Source organism: Lacinutrix sp. Bg11-31 (genome assembly GCF_002831665.1).
In the GTDB taxonomy this organism is placed as follows: Bacteria; Bacteroidota; Bacteroidia; order Flavobacteriales; family Flavobacteriaceae; genus Lacinutrix.
The window spans coordinates 1,514,201-1,534,817 of record NZ_CP025118.1 but is presented as its reverse complement, the minus strand read 5'-3'; the positions used below and the strand labels follow the sequence as shown (position 1 = coordinate 1,534,817).

Here is a 20,617-nt window from a genome sequence, read left to right as displayed (position 1 = left end):
TTTTAGAGCTGTTTCTATAAAGTTTGTTATGTGGTGGCTCTCCTCTTTATTTAAAAGAGGAGAATGAATTTAAATTCCGATAGAGAATTTGAAGAAAGAGGAGTTTTTGTACTGTGTTGCTAGGTTGCGTTTTTAAAAGAAGCTTCGCTCTTTTTCTTCAAACCATCCGCTTTTGTTATACAAAACCACCTTCCTTCAACTAAAGGAAGGAGCATTGTGCGATTAACATTTGGGAAATGTAGAGTAGAGTAGAGTGTTTATGAAATGTAATTCCAGATGTTTTTATACTTACCCATTTGTCTATAAGTTTCTAAAATTACAGCATTTTCTGCATGACCAAGCGATGGATCTTTTTCTAAAAGTTTTTTAGCATGGTGTCTCGCATGTTTTAATATCTCGCTATCTTTTATAATATCTGCTATCCTAAGGTTTAGTATTCCACTTTGCTGTGTTCCCATAATATCTCCAGGTCCACGAAGGTTTAAATCTACTTCTGCAATTTCAAAACCGTCGTTGGTTTTTACCATGGTTTCAATTCGCTTTTTACTGTTTTCAGATTGCTTGTGGCTCGTCATTAAAATGCAATAACTTTGTTCTGTACCACGACCAACTCGACCTCTTAATTGGTGTAATTGAGAGAGTCCAAAACGCTCTGCACTTTCAATAATCATGACCGATGCATTTGGCACATTTACGCCAACTTCAATTACAGTTGTTGCCACCATAATTTGCGTTTGACCTTTAATGAAACGTTGCATTTCGAACTCCTTATCTGCAGGTTTCATTTTGCCATGAACTATCGAAATTTGAAACTCTGGAGCAGGAAAATCTCGAGCAATACTTTCGTAACCATCCATTAAATCTTTGTAGTCCATTTGGGCACTTTCTTGTATCAAAGGATAGACAATATAAACCTGTCTTTTCTTCTTGATTTCGGAGCGTATAAATTGGAAAACTTTTAATCTATTTGAGTCGTATCTATGGACCGTTTTTATTGCCTTTCTACCAGGTGGTAATTCGTCTATAACAGAGATGTCTAAATCACCATAAACAGACATGGCTAAGGTTCGCGGAATTGGTGTTGCTGTCATTACCAAAACGTGAGGAGGGAGAGTGTTTTTTTTCCATAATTTAGAACGTTGTTTTACACCAAAACGGTGTTGCTCGTCTATAACTGCTAAGCCTAAATTTTTAAATTTTACTTTATCTTCAAGTAATGCATGTGTACCAATTAAGATGTCTAATTCGCCGCTTTCTAGCATTTCGTGGATCTCGCGACGCTCTGAAGTTTTACTTGAACCTTGAAGTAGTTTAATGCTGATTTTTAAATCTTTACATAACTCAACTAAACCATTATAGTGCTGTACTGACAAAATAGCAGTAGGCGCCATTAAACAAGCTTGAAAACCATTTCCAACCGCTATTAACATTGACATTAATGCTACAATAGTCTTTCCAGAGCCAACATCGCCTTGTAAAAGACGATTCATTTGGGCATTACTACCCATATCTGCTCTAATTTCTTTGAGTACTCTTTTCTGTGCACCTGTTAATTCGAACGGTAAATGGTTTTTAAAAAAGGTGTTAAATTGTTCGCCAACGGTTTCAAAAGGAAAGCCTTTTATCTTCGATTTATGGATTAAATTTTTAAGAATTAATTGCAATTGTATGTAAAAAAGCTCTTCAAATTTAAGTCTAAATTCAGCCTTAAAAAGCGCCTCAGAATCCTTAGGAAAATGGATGTTTAAAAGGGCTTCAGATTTTGAAACTAATTTCAAGTTTTCGAGTAAATTTTTCGAGAGTGTTTCTACAAATTTCCCACCAGTTTCTATAAACAGATTTTGCATGATTTTTATCATCATTCTGTTCGTGATTCCTCTGGTAGATAACTTCTCTGTCGAAGGATAAATGGGTTGCAAAGCAGAGCGTAAATTTTGCTCATGTTCTTTCAATAATTCGATGTCGGGATGTGCCATGTTATACTTCCCCCCAAAACTATTTACCTTGCCAAATATTACATAAGAGACATTTAATTTTAGACCTTCTCTAATCCATTTTTGACCACGAAACCAAACCAATTCCATAGTGCCCGTTTCGTCTTGAAAAGTAGCAACTAATCGCTTGCCTCTTTTTTGAGCAATTTCCTTAAAACTAGTAATTTTTCCTATAACTTGTACTTCGGCAGTGTTTTGATAAAGCGTATTTATGTTGTAATATTTTGTACGATCTAAATAGCGATTTGGAAATAAATTGATGAGGTCTTGATAGGTGTGAATACCAAGTTCCCTGCGAAGCAAATCGGCACGATTTGGTCCAACACCTTTTAGGTAATCTATAGAAGTTTGAAGATTGGTAGTCATTTTTTGTAATAAAAAACTAAAATACATGATTTATCAAAAACAAATAGAATTTTTCCTAAATTCGTGCAACCACTAAAAAAATATAAAATGAATAAAACTAAGTTAGTAAAAGCTATTCAGCTAGTTACAGGTGTTATAGCAATGTTATTTATTATTAATTGTAGTAGTAACGACGATTCTGGAAACGCAACACCTGTAGCGAAAATAATAACTACAGGAAGTTTTACAAATTATGGAGAAGTGGATGTGTTAAGTCATTCTGCATCACAAAGTTTTGAAGTTGAAGGCGTAAGTTTAGTTGGAAACATAGCGATTGCTACCTCTGTTAATTTTGAAGTTTCTGTTGACGACGTAAGCTTTAGTAGTGAAGCAACTATAGATAAAGCTTCTGGAAATTCTGGCAACACAATTATATATGTAAGGTTTTCTCCAACGGCAAACGCTGTTGGTATTACTGCAGGAACTATAACTTTAGAAAGCTCGCAAGCTGCTACAAAAACACTCTCGTTAATTGGTACAGGTGTTAGCATTGCACCAATAATAAACGTAAATGGAGTTGTTAATAATTTTGGAGATGTTATGGTTTCTGAAAATTCTGAGACTCAGAATATTACTATTAATGGAGATCATTTGGTTTCTAATATTATGATTACTGCTAGTACAGATTTTAATGTGTCTTTAGATAATATTACATTTACCTCATCTGTACAAATTCCTGCTGCTTCAGCAAATAATGATGCAACAGTTTATGTGCGTTTTAGCCCAATTACTTTAGGTGCTGCAACTGGAACGCTTACATTAGCTAATGCTGATACAACAGATACTGTTATTGCTTTAGAAGGAAATGGAGCACCAGTAAGACATAATTATGTTGCTTTTAATGAGCAAGCCTTAGGTTATGGAGGCGGTTTTAATCAGTCTGAAGCACAAACATTTACTTTACATTCAGATTTAACAAACATTGCACAAATTAAAATGTATGTTCAAATTGATTGTCCGAGTTCAGGTTGCGATGATTGGGATCGTTTTGCTAACATTAAAGTAAAAGACCAAATAACAGGAGATTGGTACGAAATAGGACGTTATATTACACCATATTGGACAGGAACACAGCAATTAGATAGAGGTTTAGAGTTTGATGTAACCGATTTTAAAAGCTTACTAACAGGAGCAACAGAATTAAGAATTTATATTGAGAACTGGACTTCTAAAGCCGATTTAATTACTGTAGATTTCGATTATATTGAAGGGACTCCAGATTATCCTTATTATGCAGTTTCAGAGGTTTTAGGCTATCATGTTAATTCTATAGATGGTGTTCCATATGGTGTAGCGCATAGTTTCGATTTAGATAAACAAGTTGTTATTCCTGCTAACGCAGAAAGCACACATTTAAGAACTGTTATTTCTGGTTGGGGACACGCAACACCAAATGATGCTGGAGGAAGACCTTGTGCAGAATGGTGTTATAGAACGCACGATATAAAAATAGACGGAAGTAATACTTTTAGTCACTATTTAGGACCTTTAGGCTGTGCAGCTAATCCCGTAAATAATCAAAACCCAGGAAATTGGACGCAAGATAGAGCAGGTTGGTGTCCTGGAATGGCAGTACCAACAAGAATAGACGATTTAGGAGCTTCAATGGGAGGCAGTATTTTTACTTTTGAATATGACTTTGAAGATTGGGTTAATGATGGCGCTAATGGAAGTGCATATTATGCAACTTCTACATACGTAGTTGTAAAAAGTAATTCTGTAATAACTGCACCCGTTATAATAGATTAAACTTTAAATAGTTATACTAAAAAGACCACCAATTTATTTAAATTGGTGGTCTTTTTTTATGTGTAATAAAGCATGTATTATTGCTCTCCTTTAAGTACTAATAAAGGTTTTCTACTTTCGAAATCCGATTTTCTTACACTATTATCGTTAACTGTTTCGCTCCATAGTTTCTGGAAGAAACCACGTTTACGTCTAAAAACACAGATAAGATCTGGTTCTATAACATGTATGTATTCTAGAACACCTTGAAAAAGTGTTGCATTTTCTGTAGAGTAGTATTTAGAAGTTAAAGCCGCTAAATCTTTATCGAACATTAAATCTTCAGGAAGATACTCTGGCGTTTTAACTTGTAAAAGCGTCATTTGGGCTTTCAATTTTAAAAGTATAGTTTCAATAGGTTTTGTAGCTTCTTCAGTTTTAACAATACCAGATTTTATAGCAGTTAATACGGTTGCTATAGTTTCAAATTTATAATCTTCAGGTATTAATAAAACAGGCATATCTGTTTTTCTAACAATACTTCCAGATAAATCGTCGAGATAAAGTTTTTCATTAGTTTTAGGTGTTCTAGCAGATGCTACAACCAAATCTACTTTAAAATCTTCGCAAAACTCTTTAATATACTCTATTGTTTCACCTTCATAAAAACGAAAGTTAATATCAATGCCTTGACTTTTAGCATGTTCGATGATTTTTTCTAAATGATCTTTTTCATCAATTTCTGTTAATTGTATACCGTAAATCATTTCTGCTCCAACTGCTTTGGCAAAGTCGATAGCATAAATAAGTGTAGCTTTTTTTTCTTTAAGCGAACTAATAGGTACTAAAAATGTTTTCATTACTGTTTTTTTTAAGATTCTAAATTTTGTGCAAAAATAGTTTATTTCATAACATTTGCGATGTTGCTGCTGCTATTTCGTTTAAAGGCAGTTATTTAGTGTAAACTGATAGTGTTACTAAATATTCGAATGCTTAGCGTGATAAAAAAATTGTATTTTGGCTTGATACTTGTTTAAATCTACTTATGAAACACTTCTTTTATATATTAATTACGATGCTATGTTTTTCAGCGAAAGCGCAACAAACTGAATATGTTGATTTTAATTCAATAGATGCAGAATTAAACTTTAGAGATTTTGATAATAAAGTTTCAGGCTCAGTAAAAATTACTTTTGAAATTAAAAAAGATACCGATACAATTTTTATTGATGCTCGTAATATGAACCTTAGAGGTTTGTATCTTCATAATATTAAAAAAAATGAAAGAGAAGAAAATTTTAAACATTATTATGATGAATCTAAATTTTATATAATTAAAAAATTTAAAAAGAAAGAAAAATACTTCTTCAGGACTTCTGTTTTTTCACATCCTAAGAAAGCAATTTACTTCATTAAAAAAGATGATAACGACCAAATTTGGACACAAGGTCAAGGTAAATACACTAGTAATTGGTTACCGAGTATAGATGATGTAAATGATAAAATAGAGTTCGATTTATCAATTATATATCAGAATGGATACGAGGTTTTAGCAAATGGAAAACTTATTGATAAGGAAGTTGGTGAAAAAAGCACAGAGTGGCATTACGACATGCAAAAACCAATGGCAAGTTACCTAGTAGCATTGGCAATTGGTAAATACAATAAAAAAGAAATAACGTCTAAAAGTGGAATACCAATACAGCTTTACTATTACCCTGAAGATTCTGCAAGAGTAGAACCAACGTATCGTTACACAAAAGAAATGTTCGATTTCTTAGAAGAAGAAATAGGTGTAGCGTATCCATGGCAAAATTACAAACAAGTGCCAGTTAAAGACTTTTTGTATTCTGGAATGGAAAATACAAGTCTTACTATTTTTAGTGACGATTTCATGATTGATGAAACTAGTTTTGTAGATAAAAACTACGTAAACGTAAATGCGCATGAACTCGCTCACCAATGGTTTGGAGATTTTGTAACAGCAACCGAAGGTAAGCACCATTGGTTGCAAGAAGGTTTTGCAACATATTATGCTTTATTAGCTGAACGCGATATTTTTGGTGACAATTATTATTACAATACGCTTTATGAATATGCAAAGGAGTTAATTAATCAAGAAATAGCAGAAGAGGCAACAGCTTTACTGGATCCAAAAGCAAGTAGTGCTACCTTTTATAAAAAAGGTGCTTGGGCTTTACATGTTTTAAAGGAGAAAGTAGGAGAGAAGGCTTTTAAAGAAGCTGTAAAACGGTATTTAAACAAGCATGCTTTTAAAAATGTTGAGACTCAAGATTTTATAACTGAAGTTGAAAAAGTGTCTGGACAAAGTTTAAGTAGTTTTAAAAACGAATGGTTATTGTCTAAAAAACTGCCAATAGCAAAAATGAGAGCCACTTTAAAGAAGAATGAAAGTATCGCTTTTTTAGAAACTATAGTCGATGCCGATTATTTAACCTACAGAACAGACGAGAATGGCTATGTTTTTTCAAGCTTAGTAACAGCATTGCCTAAAGGTTTTTATACCGAAAGAATAGCGGTTTTAAAAGAAGCGATAAAGAAACCAGACTATCCAACGTATAAAGATTTAATAGATGAAGCTTTTAATTCTAAAGAGATTAAAACACGCCAGCTATTAGCAAGATATATTCCTGATGGTTTTAAGGAGGAAAATGAATCTTTATTACTAGACGCATCTTACACTACAAAAGAAATCGCATTATCAAATTTGTGTTCTAAATTCCCTAACGATAGAGCAAAGTACTTGAAAGCTACAGAAGGTGTTATTGGTTTTAACGATAAAAACATAAGGTGTTTGTGGTTAGCCTTAGCGTTGCTAACACCAGAATACAACGCAGCATTTAACAAAAGTTATATAAATGAATTGGGAGATTATACATCTTCTAAATATGGTTTTCAAACACGAGAAAACGCATTTACTTATATTAAAAACCTAGAGATTTTTAATATTGAAACACTAATCAATTTAATTGATGCAACAAATCACCATAATTGGAGGTTTAAAAGTTTTGCAAGAGATTTATTAAAAACCTTAGCCGAAGACGAAAAACATAAAGAGATAATCGCTAATTTGCAAGAGGAACTTAAAAAGCAATAGTTTTAGCTTATATTTCAAGTTGAAGAAGGATTAACTAACCAACACACTAGTATTAATTGAGAGCATTAGTAATTTCAGGAGGAGGAAGTAAAGGCGCATTTGCAGGCGGAGTTGCGCAATACTTAATTGAGCAAGAAGGCAAGGAATACGATATGTTTTTAGGAACCTCAACAGGTAGTTTGCTTGTGCCACATTTGGCTTCTAACGATATTGGTAAATTGTACGATGTCTTTACACATGTGAACCAGCATTCCATTTTTAGTATTAATCCATTCGTGATAAAAAAGAAAAAAGGAAGAGAGTACGTATCTATAAACTACTTTAATACCATGCTTCAGTTTATAAAAAAAAGACGCACGTTTGGTGAGAGTAAATCTTTAAAAAAATTAATTAAAAAGAACTTTACGGAAGAAGAGTATAATCGTATTCGAGAAGAAAAAGAAGATGTCGTGGTAACGGTTGCTAATCTGTCTAAAAACAGAACAGAATACAAGTCTATTAACGATTATAGTTACGAAGAATTCTGCGATTGGATTTGGATTTCGTGTAATTACATTCCGTTTATGTCTTTAGTAAAAAGGAATGGTTTTGAGTATGCCGATGGTGGTTTAGGTTGTGTTGTGCCTATTCGAGAAGCTATAAATAGAGGTGCAACAGAAATTGATGCTATTATTCTTGAAAGTGAAAATTTAGAATACAATAAAGTACTTGGTAAAAATCCGTTTTCATTAATGATAAACCTTTTTGGTCACTTATTAGACCAAGTAGAGAGAGGAGATATTACCATTGGTAAATTGGCGGCAAGGCATAAAAATGTAAAACTTAATTTATATTATACACCTACAAAACTTACAGAGAACTCACTTATTTTTAATAAGAAATTAATGGAGAAGTGGTGGATGGAAGGATTTTTATATGCTCAAGAAAAGCATGGAAGTGGAGATCCTATTGACTCAACAGTACCAGTAAAATATAAATTCTAAATATAAAATATATTTATTGAGATTAGAAAGCATTAAAAAAGCCATATCAATTTGACATGGCTTTTTTTTATGTGTTTTATTTTGGCTACTGCCATAGCTCGCGAACTTCTTGTTTTATGTAAGATAAACCAGCGCTGCTTGGAGGTGTTTTGTCTATCATATCTGTTAGAATGGCTTCTCTTAATTTATCTGCGGAATCTATTTTTTCGTTTAGAGTAGCTTTTCTTATAAGTTGTACAGTTGCACTTTTAGATGCGTTAATAATACTCCAACAATTATCTGTAACATAAATTTGTTGCGATAAGTTGTGCTCGAACTCTTGCTCAATACTGTTTACTAAAAGCGCTTCATAATCGTCTTTGTTAGAGGATACAGGAGCAATTCTAGTTAATAATTTGTTAGGTGAAATACGCTCTAGAAATAATGAAAAACGCTCGTAGGCTTGAAAACGTTGTGGTAACGATTCTTTTTGAAGCTGTTTAACCATAAGAAATTTACGTCTGTTATCTTCGTTTTCTACATGCTCTCTAAAAAACAGAAAAGCTATTGCGCCAACAATTAAAGAAGGTATAGCATACATTAATAAATTTAATAATTGATCTCCCATTTTTATTTGATTTTTGGATATTAAACAAACTTAATACGTTTTTAATTAGTGTACAAGAAAACCGATAATTGAATGAAAGTTGTTTTTCATAGAATGAAAACAACTTCTCGTATAATAGCATAGTTATTCTTAGCATTACAATGCTATTTTTGAAATGCTATTACTCTTTTGTTTATTAATCGACAGTACACACTAAATTTTATGTATTGTCGATTTTTTAGAATTAATAGTTAAACTAATTTCTAATCAAACTTATCTACGGTTTATACTTTTTACAAGTAAAAGTATTTCAGCTATAAAAAATAATTAGACACTCAATATAATATGTTTCCAGAGCTATTCGATTTTTCTTTACCAGATTTTATGGCAAGCCTATTTGGAGAAAAAAAAGCAACCGTTTATACCTATGCAACTTTAATAACAGTTGGTACACTATTAGCAGCGATTTATACTAAATGGAGTGCGAAAAAAGAATTAGGAGTTACTAACTTGCCAAATGCACTTTTCTATTGCATATTTATTGCAGGCTTTGTAGGTGGGAAGTTATTTTATTATTTGCAAGACCCTATACTATACATTAAAAACCCAAGCCTATTATTAGATAACTTTTCTGGAGGTTTTGTGTTTTATGGTTCGTTTGTAATCATTATCCCTTTTATTATTTGGTATTTAAAGAAGCGTAAGATTCCAGTTTTACCAATGCTAGACATATTTGCTATAACAACAACCATTGTTCATGCTATTGGAAGATTTGGATGTTTTGCTTCAGGATGTTGTTATGGCTCACCAACAACAAGTAGTTTTGGAGTAGTGTTTCCAACAACACATAATACACCAGTACATCCAACGCAGTTGTACGAAGTATTACTATTAATATCAATAATGTTGTTACTTTTTTTTGTTAAAAAACAAAAACAGTTTAACGGACAAATTTTCTTAGTTTATTTAATGCTTTATGCTTTTGGAAGAGGTTTTTTAGAGCTCTTTAGAGGTGATGACAGAGGTTTTATTATTGACGGCATTCTATCGCATTCTCAGTTTATTGGATTATGTTTTATTTGCATTTCGGCATATTTTTATTTTAAATTTTATAAAGAAACTAACTTAAAAACAATTAATATTTAACATTATGAAAAAACATTTTTTTAAATCAGTATTACCATTACTATTATTAGTAACAGCAGTTTTTATTATTGGAAGCGGTTGTGATGGACCTCCTGAAGGTTGTAATACATGGTATTTGGATTTAGATGGTGATGGTTATGGAACAAGAGAAGATGTAAATTGTGTTTCAGTCGACTTTCCTCAACCAAGTTCTTATGCAGATAACCCTAATGATTGCGATGACACAAATGTAAATGTTAATCCAGGAGCAACAGAAGTGGCAGATAATATTATAGATGAAGATTGTAATGGTTTACACGCTTTTACCTTTTATAAAGATGGAGATGATGATGGTTTTGGTAATGCAAATATTAGCGAAATTTTTGAAATAACTATTGGAGATCAACCACCAACAGGTTACGTGTTTAACAATGCAGATTGTGATGATAGCAACAACTTGATTAACCCATTAGCAGACGAGATTTTAGGTAATAATATTGATGATAATTGTGATGGTGATGTAGACTTTTTTGAAAACTATTTAGACGAAGATGGAGATGGTTATGGCTCTACAGAATTTGCAGCTGCAGATGGTGTACATAACAATATAGATTGTGACGATGATAATACTAATATACACCCATACGCTAACGAAATTCCCAATAATGGATTAGACGAGAATTGTGATGGTAATGATTAATAAAATATACTATTTAAACTTATTTATACAACGATAAATTATGAAAAAAATCTTAAAAACAGTGTTGTTATTTTGTATTGCATTTACATTTAGCAATTGTGATAACGACGACGATACTACTACGCCAAACGTAGATGTATGCAGCTATCAAGGCCTTACTTTTTTAGATGTTTCTAGTAATACGCAGACACTAATTCCTGAAACAGATTTAACAACAGATTATCTAACAGGTGGTTCAAATGGACCAGAAATAGAAGTGTATGAAACTAGTAATCCTGGAAATTTTAATTTTACTACAACAGTTGTAGATGACAATACTACTGGAATTTCAACTATTAATTATAATGGAAATACTTATTTAAATATCGCCACAACTTGCCAAAGAGGAGTTACGGGAACAACAGGAGCAGTTGTAGGAGATGAATTTAGATTCGATATTTCTGGAAATGGAGTAGAAATTGAACTTTGTATTATTGTTGATGTCTTGTCTTTAAGTTATATAGACGCAGATGGAGATGGTTGTGGCTCGCAAATTATTTCTTATTCTATTGGTGGAGTTGGAAATAGCTTAGATACAGATGATGGTGATGCTAGTATTTGTCTATAAAAACAAAACACTTATGAAAACAATAAAAACACTTTTACTACTTCTTATAATTTCACTTTTTAGTTGTGATAGTAATGATGACGAAGTAACTCCAGATCCAGTAGATCCATCTACAACTCTAGATGGTTTTACATACAATGAAAACAATGCAAATCCAACGTTTTATGAAACGTCTAATGCATACATAGAAATTGATGAAGATAATGATGATGCTTATCCATTAGCTCCAGATTATTATAGCTTCTTTTTTTTAAATGGAAGATTACTAGATAACGATACAGATATAAACGGAACAAGTGATGAGGTTTTATTATCTGTAAATACAACACAGTTTGTTGTACTTAGTGTACAAGTTGCAACGCATCCAAGTTTGCAAACAGGTATTCCACCAACAGCTGGTAACACTTATGTAGCTTCAAGTAATGATTCTAATGTTGTTACAGATTTACAGGTAGATTCTTCAAGTCCACAAACGTTTATAAATATAGATGGTACAAATGTAGAATTTGGGGAAGGTAATGAAGCTAATAGTACTATTTATAATCCTGCAACACTTGGTCACTCTGTTACAATTAACGCTATAAATATAGACAACACAAACCCAGCCAACAGTACAATAGATGTAGATTACACCTTTGTAAATACTTCTGGAGAATTAATTTCTGGGCATTATGAAGGAACTTTAGGTGTTTTTGAAGATTAAAAAAAATAAAAAATGAAAAAAATAATATACTTATTACTTATGTTATGCATTGTCACTTCATGTAATAATGATGATGATGGATCAACAACAACAGGAAATACAGACGAATATTTTAAATATTCTATTGATGGTTTGGAGCGTATATTTGATTATGAAGTAGAAGCTCATCTTGAGACAGACTTAACAACATTAATCGATAAGTACGAGATAAATGCATCTGGACAGCAACCAAGTGGAGATTTAAGACGTATTGCAGCAGTTTTTACTTTTGATAGCTCTGGACTATTTCTGCCAAACTCGACTTATAATTGGGGAGTTGCACAAGATAATAATCCTGCTGCTAAATTCTATTTTGCAGAAAACACTTCAACTAACTTTTTTATTCTTTCGGCAGATTATTCTGTACATCCAATAGATGCAGAAGTAACCTCTGCAAACCCAATAAATATTGGCGATTATATAACGTTTACTTTTAATGGTACGTTTCAAGATGAAAATAATGTGACACATAATATTGATGGTATGTGTCGAGTAAAAAGAGAAGTAGATCAAGATTATTAATACAATTAATTATATAATATGAAAACAATTTTAAAATTAAGTATGTTTTTTACATTCATATTAGTAGTAGCATGTGGGAGTGATGATGACGCTTCATGCGTAGAACAAACATGGTATCAAGACGCAGATGGAGACGCTTATGGAAATACAAGTGTAATACAGAATGCATGTACACAACCAGTAGGTTATGTTTTAGATAACACAGATTGTGATGATAATAATAACTCTAATAACCCAGGAGCTATTGAAATATTAGATGGTATAGATAATGATTGTGATGGTTTTACTGATGAATGTGTGGCTGATTCAGATTGTGGTGCTGGCGAGGTTTGTATAAATGGTATCTGCGAAGTAGTTACAACATATTACGCAGATGTAGATAATGATGGTTTTGGAGATCAAAATAATACAACACAAGCAGGAAATAACCCTCCTAATGGTTATGTTTTAGATAGTACAGATTGTAATGATTTAGATACATCTATAAACCCAAATGCTACAGAAATTCCAGATAATAGTATTGACGAAGATTGTAATGCGTCTAAAGATTACACGTTTTATGCCGATAATGATGGTGATGGTTATGGAGATGCTAGTAATAGTATGGTAGCTAGCTGTCCCGAGCCTTGTAATAATGAAAATGAAATGACAATCCCTAATGGTTATGTTTTTAATAATTTAGATTGTAATGATGCTGATGCAAGCGTCAATCCATTTTCTACAGAAAACACATCAGACACTATAGACAACACGTGTAATGGAAATACAGATATTGTTTATTATTACCAAGATAATGATGGCGATGGTTTTGGAGACGCTAACGATTCTGGAACCTCAGTTAATTTTGCAGGAAGTTCAATGAATAATACAGATTGTGATGATAGTAATTCAAATATTTTCTTCGGAGCTTCAGAAATTGCAGATGGTATAGATAATAATTGTAATGGTATTGTGGACGAGTTTTAATAAACTCTTAAAATTATTACATTTGTAATACATTAAAAAAAACAAACTATTGAAACAAAAAAAACTCCATATCATAATTTTATCTCTTTTGATGTGGCGTTTTTCATTTGCACAACAATTCACCAATTATACTACTAAAGATGGGTTGCCAAGTAACCATGTATATACTATAGTTCAAGATGCTAAAGGGTTTATGTGGTTTTTAACCGATAAGGGTATGGCAAGGTATAATGGTAACCAGTTAAAAACATTTACAACAAAAAATGGGTTGCCAAATAATGATGTTTGGGAAGCTTTTCCTACAACAGACGGAAAAGTATGGTATATGTCTAAATCTACTAAGTTAGGCTATATTGAAAATGATACTGTTATATCTTTTCCTAATAGCAATAAGGACGAGATTATTAATCCTATATATTCATCACAAGTTGGAGATTCAATATATCCAACAGGACCTAGAAACACCTTTACTTTAAAAGATGATAAATGGTATGGAGAAAAAAATAAATATGTAAAAAACTTAAAAGAAGATTGGATAAAAATAAGACATAAGCATGTTGGTTATATCTCTTTGAATCAATCAGACCAAACATTATACTTATATAATAAAGAATTAGAAAAATTAAATAGTATTCCAACCAAAAACATTTATGGAGTAACAGGAGTTAGAGGGCAACTAAACGATAGTTTGTTTTTTTGGACAAATGATAAGGCCTATTCTATACTTAATTTTAATACTCAAATATTTAAACAATTTAAATTAAATAAAAACATTGAAAATGTTTTAATGGTACAACCAAGAATTAATATTGCAGATAATGAGTTACAAATTTCAGGAAATGGTTTCGTGGCTAAACTAGATAAAGATTTAAAAATATTTAACCCATTTTATTTCCCTAAAGAATTACGTGCCCATTTTGGCTTTATAGATAGATCAAATACAGTTTGGTTAGCTACTTTTAACAATGGTGTGTATAAGTTTCCTTATGCAAAAAGAGACGTTCAGTATAAATTGCAAAACGAAAAAATTCAAAGCTTTAATACTATTGATGATAGCTTAGTTGTTGGCGTTTATAAAAAAGGAATTTATAAATATAACCCAAAAGAAAAATCATTTAAACAGTTTATTAAGAGTAACGATTATGTTTTTGGAGTAAGTCAAGTTAAAGAATTAAACACAAACTTTTATTTGTTAAAAAACTCTTTATTTAAAGAGTTTAATGGAAAAAGAGAAGGAGTAGATCTTTCAAAATTATACGACAAAAAAATAACCTCAAATGAGGTAGGACGAAAATTTATTTATTTTAATGAAAAATTATATGGTAATTTTTCATTTGGAATTAATAGATTAAATCCAAATCCTTTTGTAATCGAAAAAGAATATACTCAAAAAGGATGTAATGATATTATTCGTTTTAATAACCAACTCCTGGTTGCTACAACAAATGGATTAAAAGAAATAAAAGGAGACTTGTTAGTACCAGTTGTGTTTAATAATAGGGCCTTTAAAAAATCGATTTTAAGTCTAAATGTTATTGATGACACACGTTTATTAATAAATACTGATGGTTTTGGCTCGTATATTACAAATATGCAAACTTTAGAGCCTCTAAAAGAAACAGAGTTTTTAATAGTTGAGGAAGCTTTTAAAGAAGGTGCAAATTTGTGGTTAGCAACTAATTCTGGCGTATTAAAATTTAAAAAAAGCAATAAGACCTATAAGCTAAGCAAGACATATACGATAAGTGATGGCTTGCCTACAAACCATATAAACACATTGTATGTAGACGATAAAAACCTTATAGTTGGTACAAATAATGGTATTGCAATTGTGCCTAAAACCACAAAAAGTATCTCGCAATTTTTAGATGTGTTTATAGAAAAGGCTAAGTATAATAACGAAAGAATAACGGAAAGTAACTCAACGTTTAAATATCGAGAGAACAATAATGTGAGTTTTACTGTTTCTAATATAGATTTTTCAAATAATCATTCTAATTTTTCTTATGATTATAAATTAGAGCCTTTGCAAAAAGAATGGACAAACTCCAAGATTAATAGTTTTAATTTCAACGATCTTCAGCCAGGTAAATACACCTTTAATGTAAAGTCTAATAACCTTAAAAAAACATTAGATTTTACTGTAAAACCTCTTTTGTATCAAAGATTATCATTTAAAATTTTATCATTTTTACTTATAGTATTTTTAATAGTTTACTTATCTAAATTTTTTATTAAAAGAGCTCAGTTTAAAAAAAATAAAAAAATATTTGAAGATAAACGCTTGTCTGAGCTTCAGCTTAAAGCATTACGTTCTCAAATGAATCCTCATTTTGTATTCAACTCTTTGGCAGCAATTCAATATTACATTAACGATAATGATTTTGAGGCATCAGAAACTTATTTGGTTAAATTTTCAAAACTAATACGTCAATTTTTTGAGTTGTCTAAAGAAAATGAAATAGCATTAAGAACAGAAGTTAATCTATTAAAAAGCTATTTGGAGATAGAAAAACTTCGATTTAAAGAAAAACTAAATTTTATTATTAATGTTGATAGCATGTTAGATATCGATAAAGTTAAAATACCTACGATGTTGTTACAGCCAATAGTTGAGAATGCAGTTAATCATGGTGTTTTTAATAAAGAAGATGAAGGGTTAATAACTCTTAATTTTATTTTTATTGATGATCATGCATTTAAAGTTGAAATTATTGATGATGGAGTTGGTTTTGTTAATACTAAAAAAAGACAAAGTATGAAAATAAAATCTTCTAGTGTCTTAAAAGATAGACTTCGTTTTTTAAACCATTCAGAAAAATGGGTTATTACGTATAGCAAAGAAGAGGTTTCTCCAGAGAAAGAAGATAAAGGCAATAAATCAATATTTATTATTAAGCATAGAAACTAATGAGTAACATAACTGCAATATTAGTAGATGATGAAATTTCTAATTTAAAAGGACTTCATAAAAAGATAGATATCCTTTTTCCTGAAATTAAAATTTTAGGCTCATACCAAAAGCCTGAAGATGCTATTATAGCAATAGAAAAAGAACAACCAAATATTCTATTTCTAGACATAGAAATGCCAAGAATGACAGGTTTTGAGTTATTGTCTAAACTAAAAGAAGTCAATTTTCAAGTTGTTTTTGTAACGGCTTATAGTGAGTATGCTATTGAAGCATTTAAACAATCTGCAATTGATTATGTTTTAAAACCTATAGATAATAATGATTTGGTTGTAGCAGTAAATAAAGCTTTAGAGGTCATTAAACTAAAAAATGAAAGTGATAATAATGCTAAATTAGTAAATGTATTAGCTGAAAATATTTCTCAGAATAATAAAATTATTGTCCCAACAGCTAAAGGTCTTTCGTTTATTCCACAAGATGAGGTCTTAAATTTAGAAGGTTACGAAGGTTACACCAAAATCCACTTAGTAAACTGTACAACAATAATAAGTTCTTATAACCTTGGTAGGTTTGAGAAAATGTTAAGCTCTAAATTTTTTAAGTGTCATAAATCTCATATTATCAATTTAGAAAAAGTACGTCATTTTGAAAATGAAGGTTATCTTATTCTAGAAAATAATCAACGTATTCCAATATCTAGAGCTAATAAAAAAGCGTTTTTAGAGCTTTTTAATTAATAATATTTTAGCTGTTTTTTAAAATAAGGGTAACAAAATTGGAGTTGCCTTTATATAAGCTTGAACAATAAATAAATAACATTTTAAACCAAAATATTATGAAAACAAAAACAAGAACTTCAAAAATTATTTTAACAGTAATGCTAATGTTTACAGTACTATTTAATTCTTGCGATCCAAACGAAGGAATCGATGAAGCTTTTACAAATAACGAAACTGAAGCAGAAACAGGATCTACTTTAGATCAAGGAGCAGTTATACAGCGCGATTTTATGGGTAGAATAGTAAATGCAGCATCATTGCCAATTGATAATGTAAATATTACAATTGGTAACAAAACAGCTATTACAGATGCTAATGGTGTTTTTAAGATTATTAATGCAACTGTAAAAGAAAAGCAAGCATTTGTAATTGCAAATAAACCAGGTTACCTAAAAGGAATGCGTTCTGTAGTGCCAACACAAAATACTAGTAACGTTAGTATTATGCTTATTGCAGAAAGCTTATCAGGTACTGTAGCCTCAGGAGTTGATAGTGAAGTAACTTTAGGTAATGGAACTAAAGTTAGTTTCGATGGTGCTTTTAAAGATGAAAACGGAAATGCATATTCTGGAAATGTTGATGTTTACATGTATCATTTAGACCCTTCAAATCCAAACATTAATGCCATTATGCCTGGGAATTTACAAGCAATTAATGCAAATGAAGATGAACGTTTATTAGAAACCTATGGCATGTTAAACGTAGAATTGAAAGGTGATTCTGGACAAAAGCTAAACATTGCAGACGGTCATGTTGCAGAAATAGAAGTTCCTGTAGATCCAGCACAGAGTGGAGTAGCACCTTCAAGTATTCCATTGTGGCATTTTGATGAGGTAAATGGACATTGGATTGAAGATGGTGAAGCTACTTTAGTAGGTGGAAAATATGTTGGGGAAGTTTCTCATTTTTCTTGGTGGAATTGTGATGCTCAATTTCCAACTGTAACACTTTGTTTAGAAGTTGTCGATATTGCTAACTCTCCTTTAGCTAATGTTAAAGTGGAACTTTGGAGATCTAATGCTACATATCCAAGAGTTGGTTATTCTAATGGAAATGGAGAGATTTGTGGTTTAATTCCATCAAACGAGACATTAACTCTAAAGGCTTTTGATCAATGCGGAGTAGAAGTGCATTCACAATCAGTTGGCCCTTTTTCAACAGATACTAATTTAGGTCAAGTGGTATTGCCATCGGTTACTGCTGCAGTAATTACTGGAAGTTTAGTAGACTGTAGTTATGTTAATATTACAAATGGATATGTAACTTTAAATTATGGTTCTTTATATTCAGATGTTGCCGTAACAAATGGAGAATTTACTTTTAGTGTAATTGAATGTGCTTCTCAACCAACATTTACTTTAGAAGGTATAGATTATGCTGCTTTTCAAACCACTGGAGATTTATCGTTTAACTTTAGTAATACTAATATTGGTAATATTATAGCTTGTAATACTGTAACAGAATTTATTAGTGTACAAGTTGATAATAATCCTGTTGAATATTATTTAAATAATATATCTTCTGGACAATCTAGTACTAGTTTCTTAAATGTATCTGGTGGTAACAGTTCTAATGGATTCTTTTATCTTGATGGTTCTAATACAGCCTTGGGTACATTCGATTCAACTGTTTATAGTATAGAATGTTCAATAATGAATATAGATTATAGTCAGCCACAAAACATTAGTTATAACCTAAATGCTTATGGAGTTACTGGTCAATATATAGATATGAATTTTTCTGGGACATATATAGATGCTTCGGGAACAGCAAGAACTGTTGTTGGAAGTGTACATGTATTAAGAGATTAATACTTTGTATTAATATTTAAAAAGCTCATAACTTTAAAGTTATGAGCTTTTGTATTTTGATTAAGCTTTATAACCTCCTAAATACTCGCAATTTTTTAAAGATTGCATACCATTAAATGGTACAGGAGTTTTATTGTATTGGTAGGTCGTACTTAGTTCTGCAGACAAATTGTGATCATCTACGTTTATTTCAATATCTGTCATTTTAAATTCACAAGGATGCTCGTAACCAGCAGCATGTGTAATTTCTAAAAACTCTTTTCTAAAAGATTTAAAGTATTGTGCAGCACGTTCAGATTTTAGTGGCACATCAATACCGCGTTGTAACCATTGACTCTGTGTCGCAACACCACTTGGGCATTTGTTAGTATGGCAAACTTGCGCTTGAATACAACCAATACTCATCATAGCTTCACGTGCAACATTAATAATATCTACTCCCATTGAAAAGGCCATTGCAGCTTTACCAGGAAAACCTAATTTACCACTACCAATAAAAACCACTTGTTTTTCTAATTCCTTTCTTTGAAATAATTTATATAAATCTCCAAAACCGTAAACCCAAGGTAAACTAACATGATCTGCAAAACTTGGAGGTGCAGCACCAGTTCCACCTTCACCACCATCTACAGTAATAAAATCTGGGCCTTTTCCAGTGTTTTTCATAATATCTGTAAGCTCTTCCCATTGTTCTAATTTACCAATGGCAGCTTTAATACCAACAGGTAAACCGGTTGCTTCAGCTATAGCTTCAATAAAATCAACCATTTCTGGAATAGTATCAAACGCTTTGTGGTTTGGAGGAGATAAAACATCTTTACCAATTTCAACACCACGAATGTCTGCTATTTCTTTAGTAATTTTTGCTCCAGGTAAAACGCCACCTTTTCCAGGTTTTGCACCTTGAGAGAGTTTTAATTCTATAGCACGAATAAAGGGATTGTCTTCCACGAGTTTTTTCATCTTTTCCATAGAAAAACCACCATCTTCTGCACGAACACCAAAGTAGCCTGTTCCAAAATGAAATACCACATCACCACCATTGCTATGGTAAGGAGATAAACCGCCTTCACCAGTATTGTGGTATGCTCCAGCCATTTTTGTGCCTTTGTTAAGCGAGTCTACTGCTCTTGCAGATAGCGACCCAAAACTCATTGCAGATACATTAATAATAGAGGCAGGACGATAAGGTCTTCTACGTTTGTTATGTGCTCCAATAATTTTAGCACAAGGTAAAAAGTACTTGTCTTTAGTATTAACGTGGTCTTCTGGTATTTTATAAGGTATCATTGCATTATTAATGAAAATATGTTGATGCGTATAAATATCGCGATCTGTACCAAAACCTTCGTAATTATTTTCACCTTTTGCAGAGGCGTAAATCCAACCACGTTCTATACGATTAAAAGGTAATTCTTCTCTATTATTTGCAACAAAATACTGACGAATTTCTGGCCCAATGCTTTCAAACCAATACCTAACATGTCCAACAATAGGGAAGTTATGACTAATAGTGTGGCTACGTTGAAAAACGTCTCGAAGTGCAACGATTGCTAAAACGATTAATATCCAAAGCCACCAAGAAATGCTAGAAAGAAACGTTAGAATAGTATCCATATTTTTTTTTGAAATGTTTC

At 31.6% G+C, this 20,617-nt stretch carries 16 protein-coding genes; 12 read left to right on the top strand and 4 right to left on the bottom strand.

Going from position 1 to position 20,617, the window contains the following annotated elements; translation table 11 throughout:
* Positions 1-257 precede the first annotated feature (257 nt).
* Positions 258-2,360: an ATP-dependent DNA helicase RecG gene (gene recG / locus CW733_RS06820; protein WP_100998717.1), complete on the bottom strand. Its 2,103-nt coding sequence runs from the start codon at positions 2,358-2,360 to the stop codon at positions 258-260.
* An 87-nt stretch (positions 2,361-2,447) separates the two neighbouring features.
* On the opposite strand from recG, the gene CW733_RS06815 reads away from it, so the two are divergent.
* Entirely contained in the window at positions 2,448-4,148 is a 1,701-nt protein-coding gene (locus CW733_RS06815) for a peptide-N-glycosidase F-related protein (RefSeq protein ID WP_198520115.1), read from the top strand.
* A 77-nt stretch (positions 4,149-4,225) separates the two neighbouring features.
* On the opposite strand, the gene CW733_RS06810 is transcribed toward CW733_RS06815, so the two are convergent.
* A complete protein-coding gene (locus CW733_RS06810) occupies positions 4,226-4,987 on the bottom strand; it encodes a universal stress protein (protein ID WP_100996490.1) in 762 nt (253 codons plus the stop codon).
* Positions 4,988-5,172: 185 nt separating this feature from the next.
* Here CW733_RS06810 and CW733_RS06805 point away from each other — a divergent pair, with 185 nt between their 5' ends.
* Positions 5,173-7,245, top strand: a complete 2,073-nt coding sequence (locus CW733_RS06805) for a M1 family metallopeptidase (RefSeq protein WP_100996489.1) — start codon at positions 5,173-5,175, stop codon at positions 7,243-7,245.
* A 56-nt stretch (positions 7,246-7,301) separates the two neighbouring features.
* Positions 7,302-8,228 (top strand): patatin family protein, encoded by a 927-nt coding sequence (locus CW733_RS06800; RefSeq protein WP_100996488.1) that lies wholly within the window; start codon positions 7,302-7,304, stop codon positions 8,226-8,228.
* Between the two features lie 85 nt (positions 8,229-8,313).
* Here the strand turns inward: CW733_RS06800 and CW733_RS06795 are convergent, their stop codons facing one another.
* Complete coding sequence (locus CW733_RS06795) at positions 8,314-8,835, bottom strand: hypothetical protein (protein ID WP_100996487.1); 522 nt, start codon at positions 8,833-8,835, stop codon at positions 8,314-8,316.
* A 324-nt stretch (positions 8,836-9,159) separates the two neighbouring features.
* On the opposite strand from CW733_RS06795, the gene CW733_RS06790 reads away from it, so the two are divergent.
* The 9 genes from CW733_RS06790 to CW733_RS06750 all read left to right on the top strand — a co-directional run bounded on the left by CW733_RS06790 (position 9,160) and on the right by CW733_RS06750 (position 18,980).
* Positions 9,160-9,960, top strand: coding sequence for a prolipoprotein diacylglyceryl transferase (locus CW733_RS06790; RefSeq protein WP_100996486.1), 801 nt, complete (start codon positions 9,160-9,162; stop codon positions 9,958-9,960).
* 4 nt (positions 9,961-9,964) lie between these two features.
* On the top strand, positions 9,965-10,639 hold the full coding sequence (locus CW733_RS06785; protein ID WP_100996485.1) for a MopE-related protein: 675 nt from the start codon (positions 9,965-9,967) through the stop codon (positions 10,637-10,639).
* 40 nt (positions 10,640-10,679) lie between these two features.
* Positions 10,680-11,246 (top strand): hypothetical protein, encoded by a 567-nt coding sequence (locus CW733_RS06780; RefSeq protein ID WP_100996484.1) that lies wholly within the window; start codon positions 10,680-10,682, stop codon positions 11,244-11,246.
* A gap of 13 nt (positions 11,247-11,259) precedes the next feature.
* Positions 11,260-11,949, top strand: a complete 690-nt coding sequence (locus CW733_RS06775; RefSeq protein WP_100996483.1) for a hypothetical protein — start codon at positions 11,260-11,262, stop codon at positions 11,947-11,949.
* 12 nt (positions 11,950-11,961) lie between these two features.
* Positions 11,962-12,510, top strand: coding sequence for a hypothetical protein (locus CW733_RS06770; protein ID WP_100996482.1), 549 nt, complete (start codon positions 11,962-11,964; stop codon positions 12,508-12,510).
* Between the two features lie 18 nt (positions 12,511-12,528).
* Positions 12,529-13,476: a putative metal-binding motif-containing protein gene (locus CW733_RS06765; RefSeq protein WP_100996481.1), complete on the top strand. Its 948-nt coding sequence runs from the start codon at positions 12,529-12,531 to the stop codon at positions 13,474-13,476.
* A 91-nt stretch (positions 13,477-13,567) separates the two neighbouring features.
* Positions 13,568-16,387, top strand: a complete 2,820-nt coding sequence (locus tag CW733_RS06760; protein WP_100996480.1) for a histidine kinase — start codon at positions 13,568-13,570, stop codon at positions 16,385-16,387.
* Positions 16,387-17,127 carry a LytTR family DNA-binding domain-containing protein gene (locus CW733_RS06755; RefSeq protein ID WP_100996479.1) on the top strand — a complete coding sequence of 247 codons (741 nt, stop codon included), beginning with the start codon at positions 16,387-16,389 and terminating at the stop codon, positions 17,125-17,127. The genes CW733_RS06760 and CW733_RS06755 overlap by 1 nt, the downstream gene beginning before the upstream one ends.
* 98 nt (positions 17,128-17,225) lie before the next feature.
* Positions 17,226-18,980 (top strand): hypothetical protein, encoded by a 1,755-nt coding sequence (locus CW733_RS06750; protein ID WP_100996478.1) that lies wholly within the window; start codon positions 17,226-17,228, stop codon positions 18,978-18,980.
* Positions 18,981-19,040: 60 nt separating this feature from the next.
* On the opposite strand, the gene CW733_RS06745 is transcribed toward CW733_RS06750, so the two are convergent.
* A complete protein-coding gene (locus CW733_RS06745; protein WP_100996477.1) occupies positions 19,041-20,597 on the bottom strand; it encodes an FMN-binding glutamate synthase family protein in 1,557 nt (518 codons plus the stop codon).
* Between the last annotated feature and the right edge of the window lie 20 nt (positions 20,598-20,617).

Excerpts from the sequence above, each read along its gene's own strand:
- CW733_RS06790 (WP_100996486.1), top strand. The coding sequence starts at position 9,160 with ATGTTTCCAGAGCTATTCGATTTTTCTTTACCAGATTTTATGGCAAGC.
- CW733_RS06810 (WP_100996490.1), bottom strand. The coding sequence starts at position 4,987 with ATGAAAACATTTTTAGTACCTATTAGTTCGCTTAAAGAAAAAAAAGCT.
- CW733_RS06770 (WP_100996482.1), top strand. The coding sequence starts at position 11,962 with ATGAAAAAAATAATATACTTATTACTTATGTTATGCATTGTCACTTCA.
- CW733_RS06815 (WP_198520115.1), top strand. The coding sequence starts at position 2,448 with ATGAATAAAACTAAGTTAGTAAAAGCTATTCAGCTAGTTACAGGTGTT.
- CW733_RS06805 (WP_100996489.1), top strand. The coding sequence starts at position 5,173 with ATGAAACACTTCTTTTATATATTAATTACGATGCTATGTTTTTCAGCG.
- CW733_RS06745 (WP_100996477.1), bottom strand. The coding sequence starts at position 20,597 with ATGGATACTATTCTAACGTTTCTTTCTAGCATTTCTTGGTGGCTTTGG.
- recG (WP_100998717.1), bottom strand. The coding sequence starts at position 2,360 with ATGACTACCAATCTTCAAACTTCTATAGATTACCTAAAAGGTGTTGGA.
- CW733_RS06765 (WP_100996481.1), top strand. The coding sequence starts at position 12,529 with ATGAAAACAATTTTAAAATTAAGTATGTTTTTTACATTCATATTAGTA.
- CW733_RS06795 (WP_100996487.1), bottom strand. The coding sequence starts at position 8,835 with ATGGGAGATCAATTATTAAATTTATTAATGTATGCTATACCTTCTTTA.
- CW733_RS06750 (WP_100996478.1), top strand. The coding sequence starts at position 17,226 with ATGAAAACAAAAACAAGAACTTCAAAAATTATTTTAACAGTAATGCTA.
- CW733_RS06760 (WP_100996480.1), top strand. The coding sequence starts at position 13,568 with ATGTGGCGTTTTTCATTTGCACAACAATTCACCAATTATACTACTAAA.
- CW733_RS06780 (WP_100996484.1), top strand. The coding sequence starts at position 10,680 with ATGAAAAAAATCTTAAAAACAGTGTTGTTATTTTGTATTGCATTTACA.
- CW733_RS06785 (WP_100996485.1), top strand. The coding sequence starts at position 9,965 with ATGAAAAAACATTTTTTTAAATCAGTATTACCATTACTATTATTAGTA.
- CW733_RS06775 (WP_100996483.1), top strand. The coding sequence starts at position 11,260 with ATGAAAACAATAAAAACACTTTTACTACTTCTTATAATTTCACTTTTT.
- CW733_RS06755 (WP_100996479.1), top strand. The coding sequence starts at position 16,387 with ATGAGTAACATAACTGCAATATTAGTAGATGATGAAATTTCTAATTTA.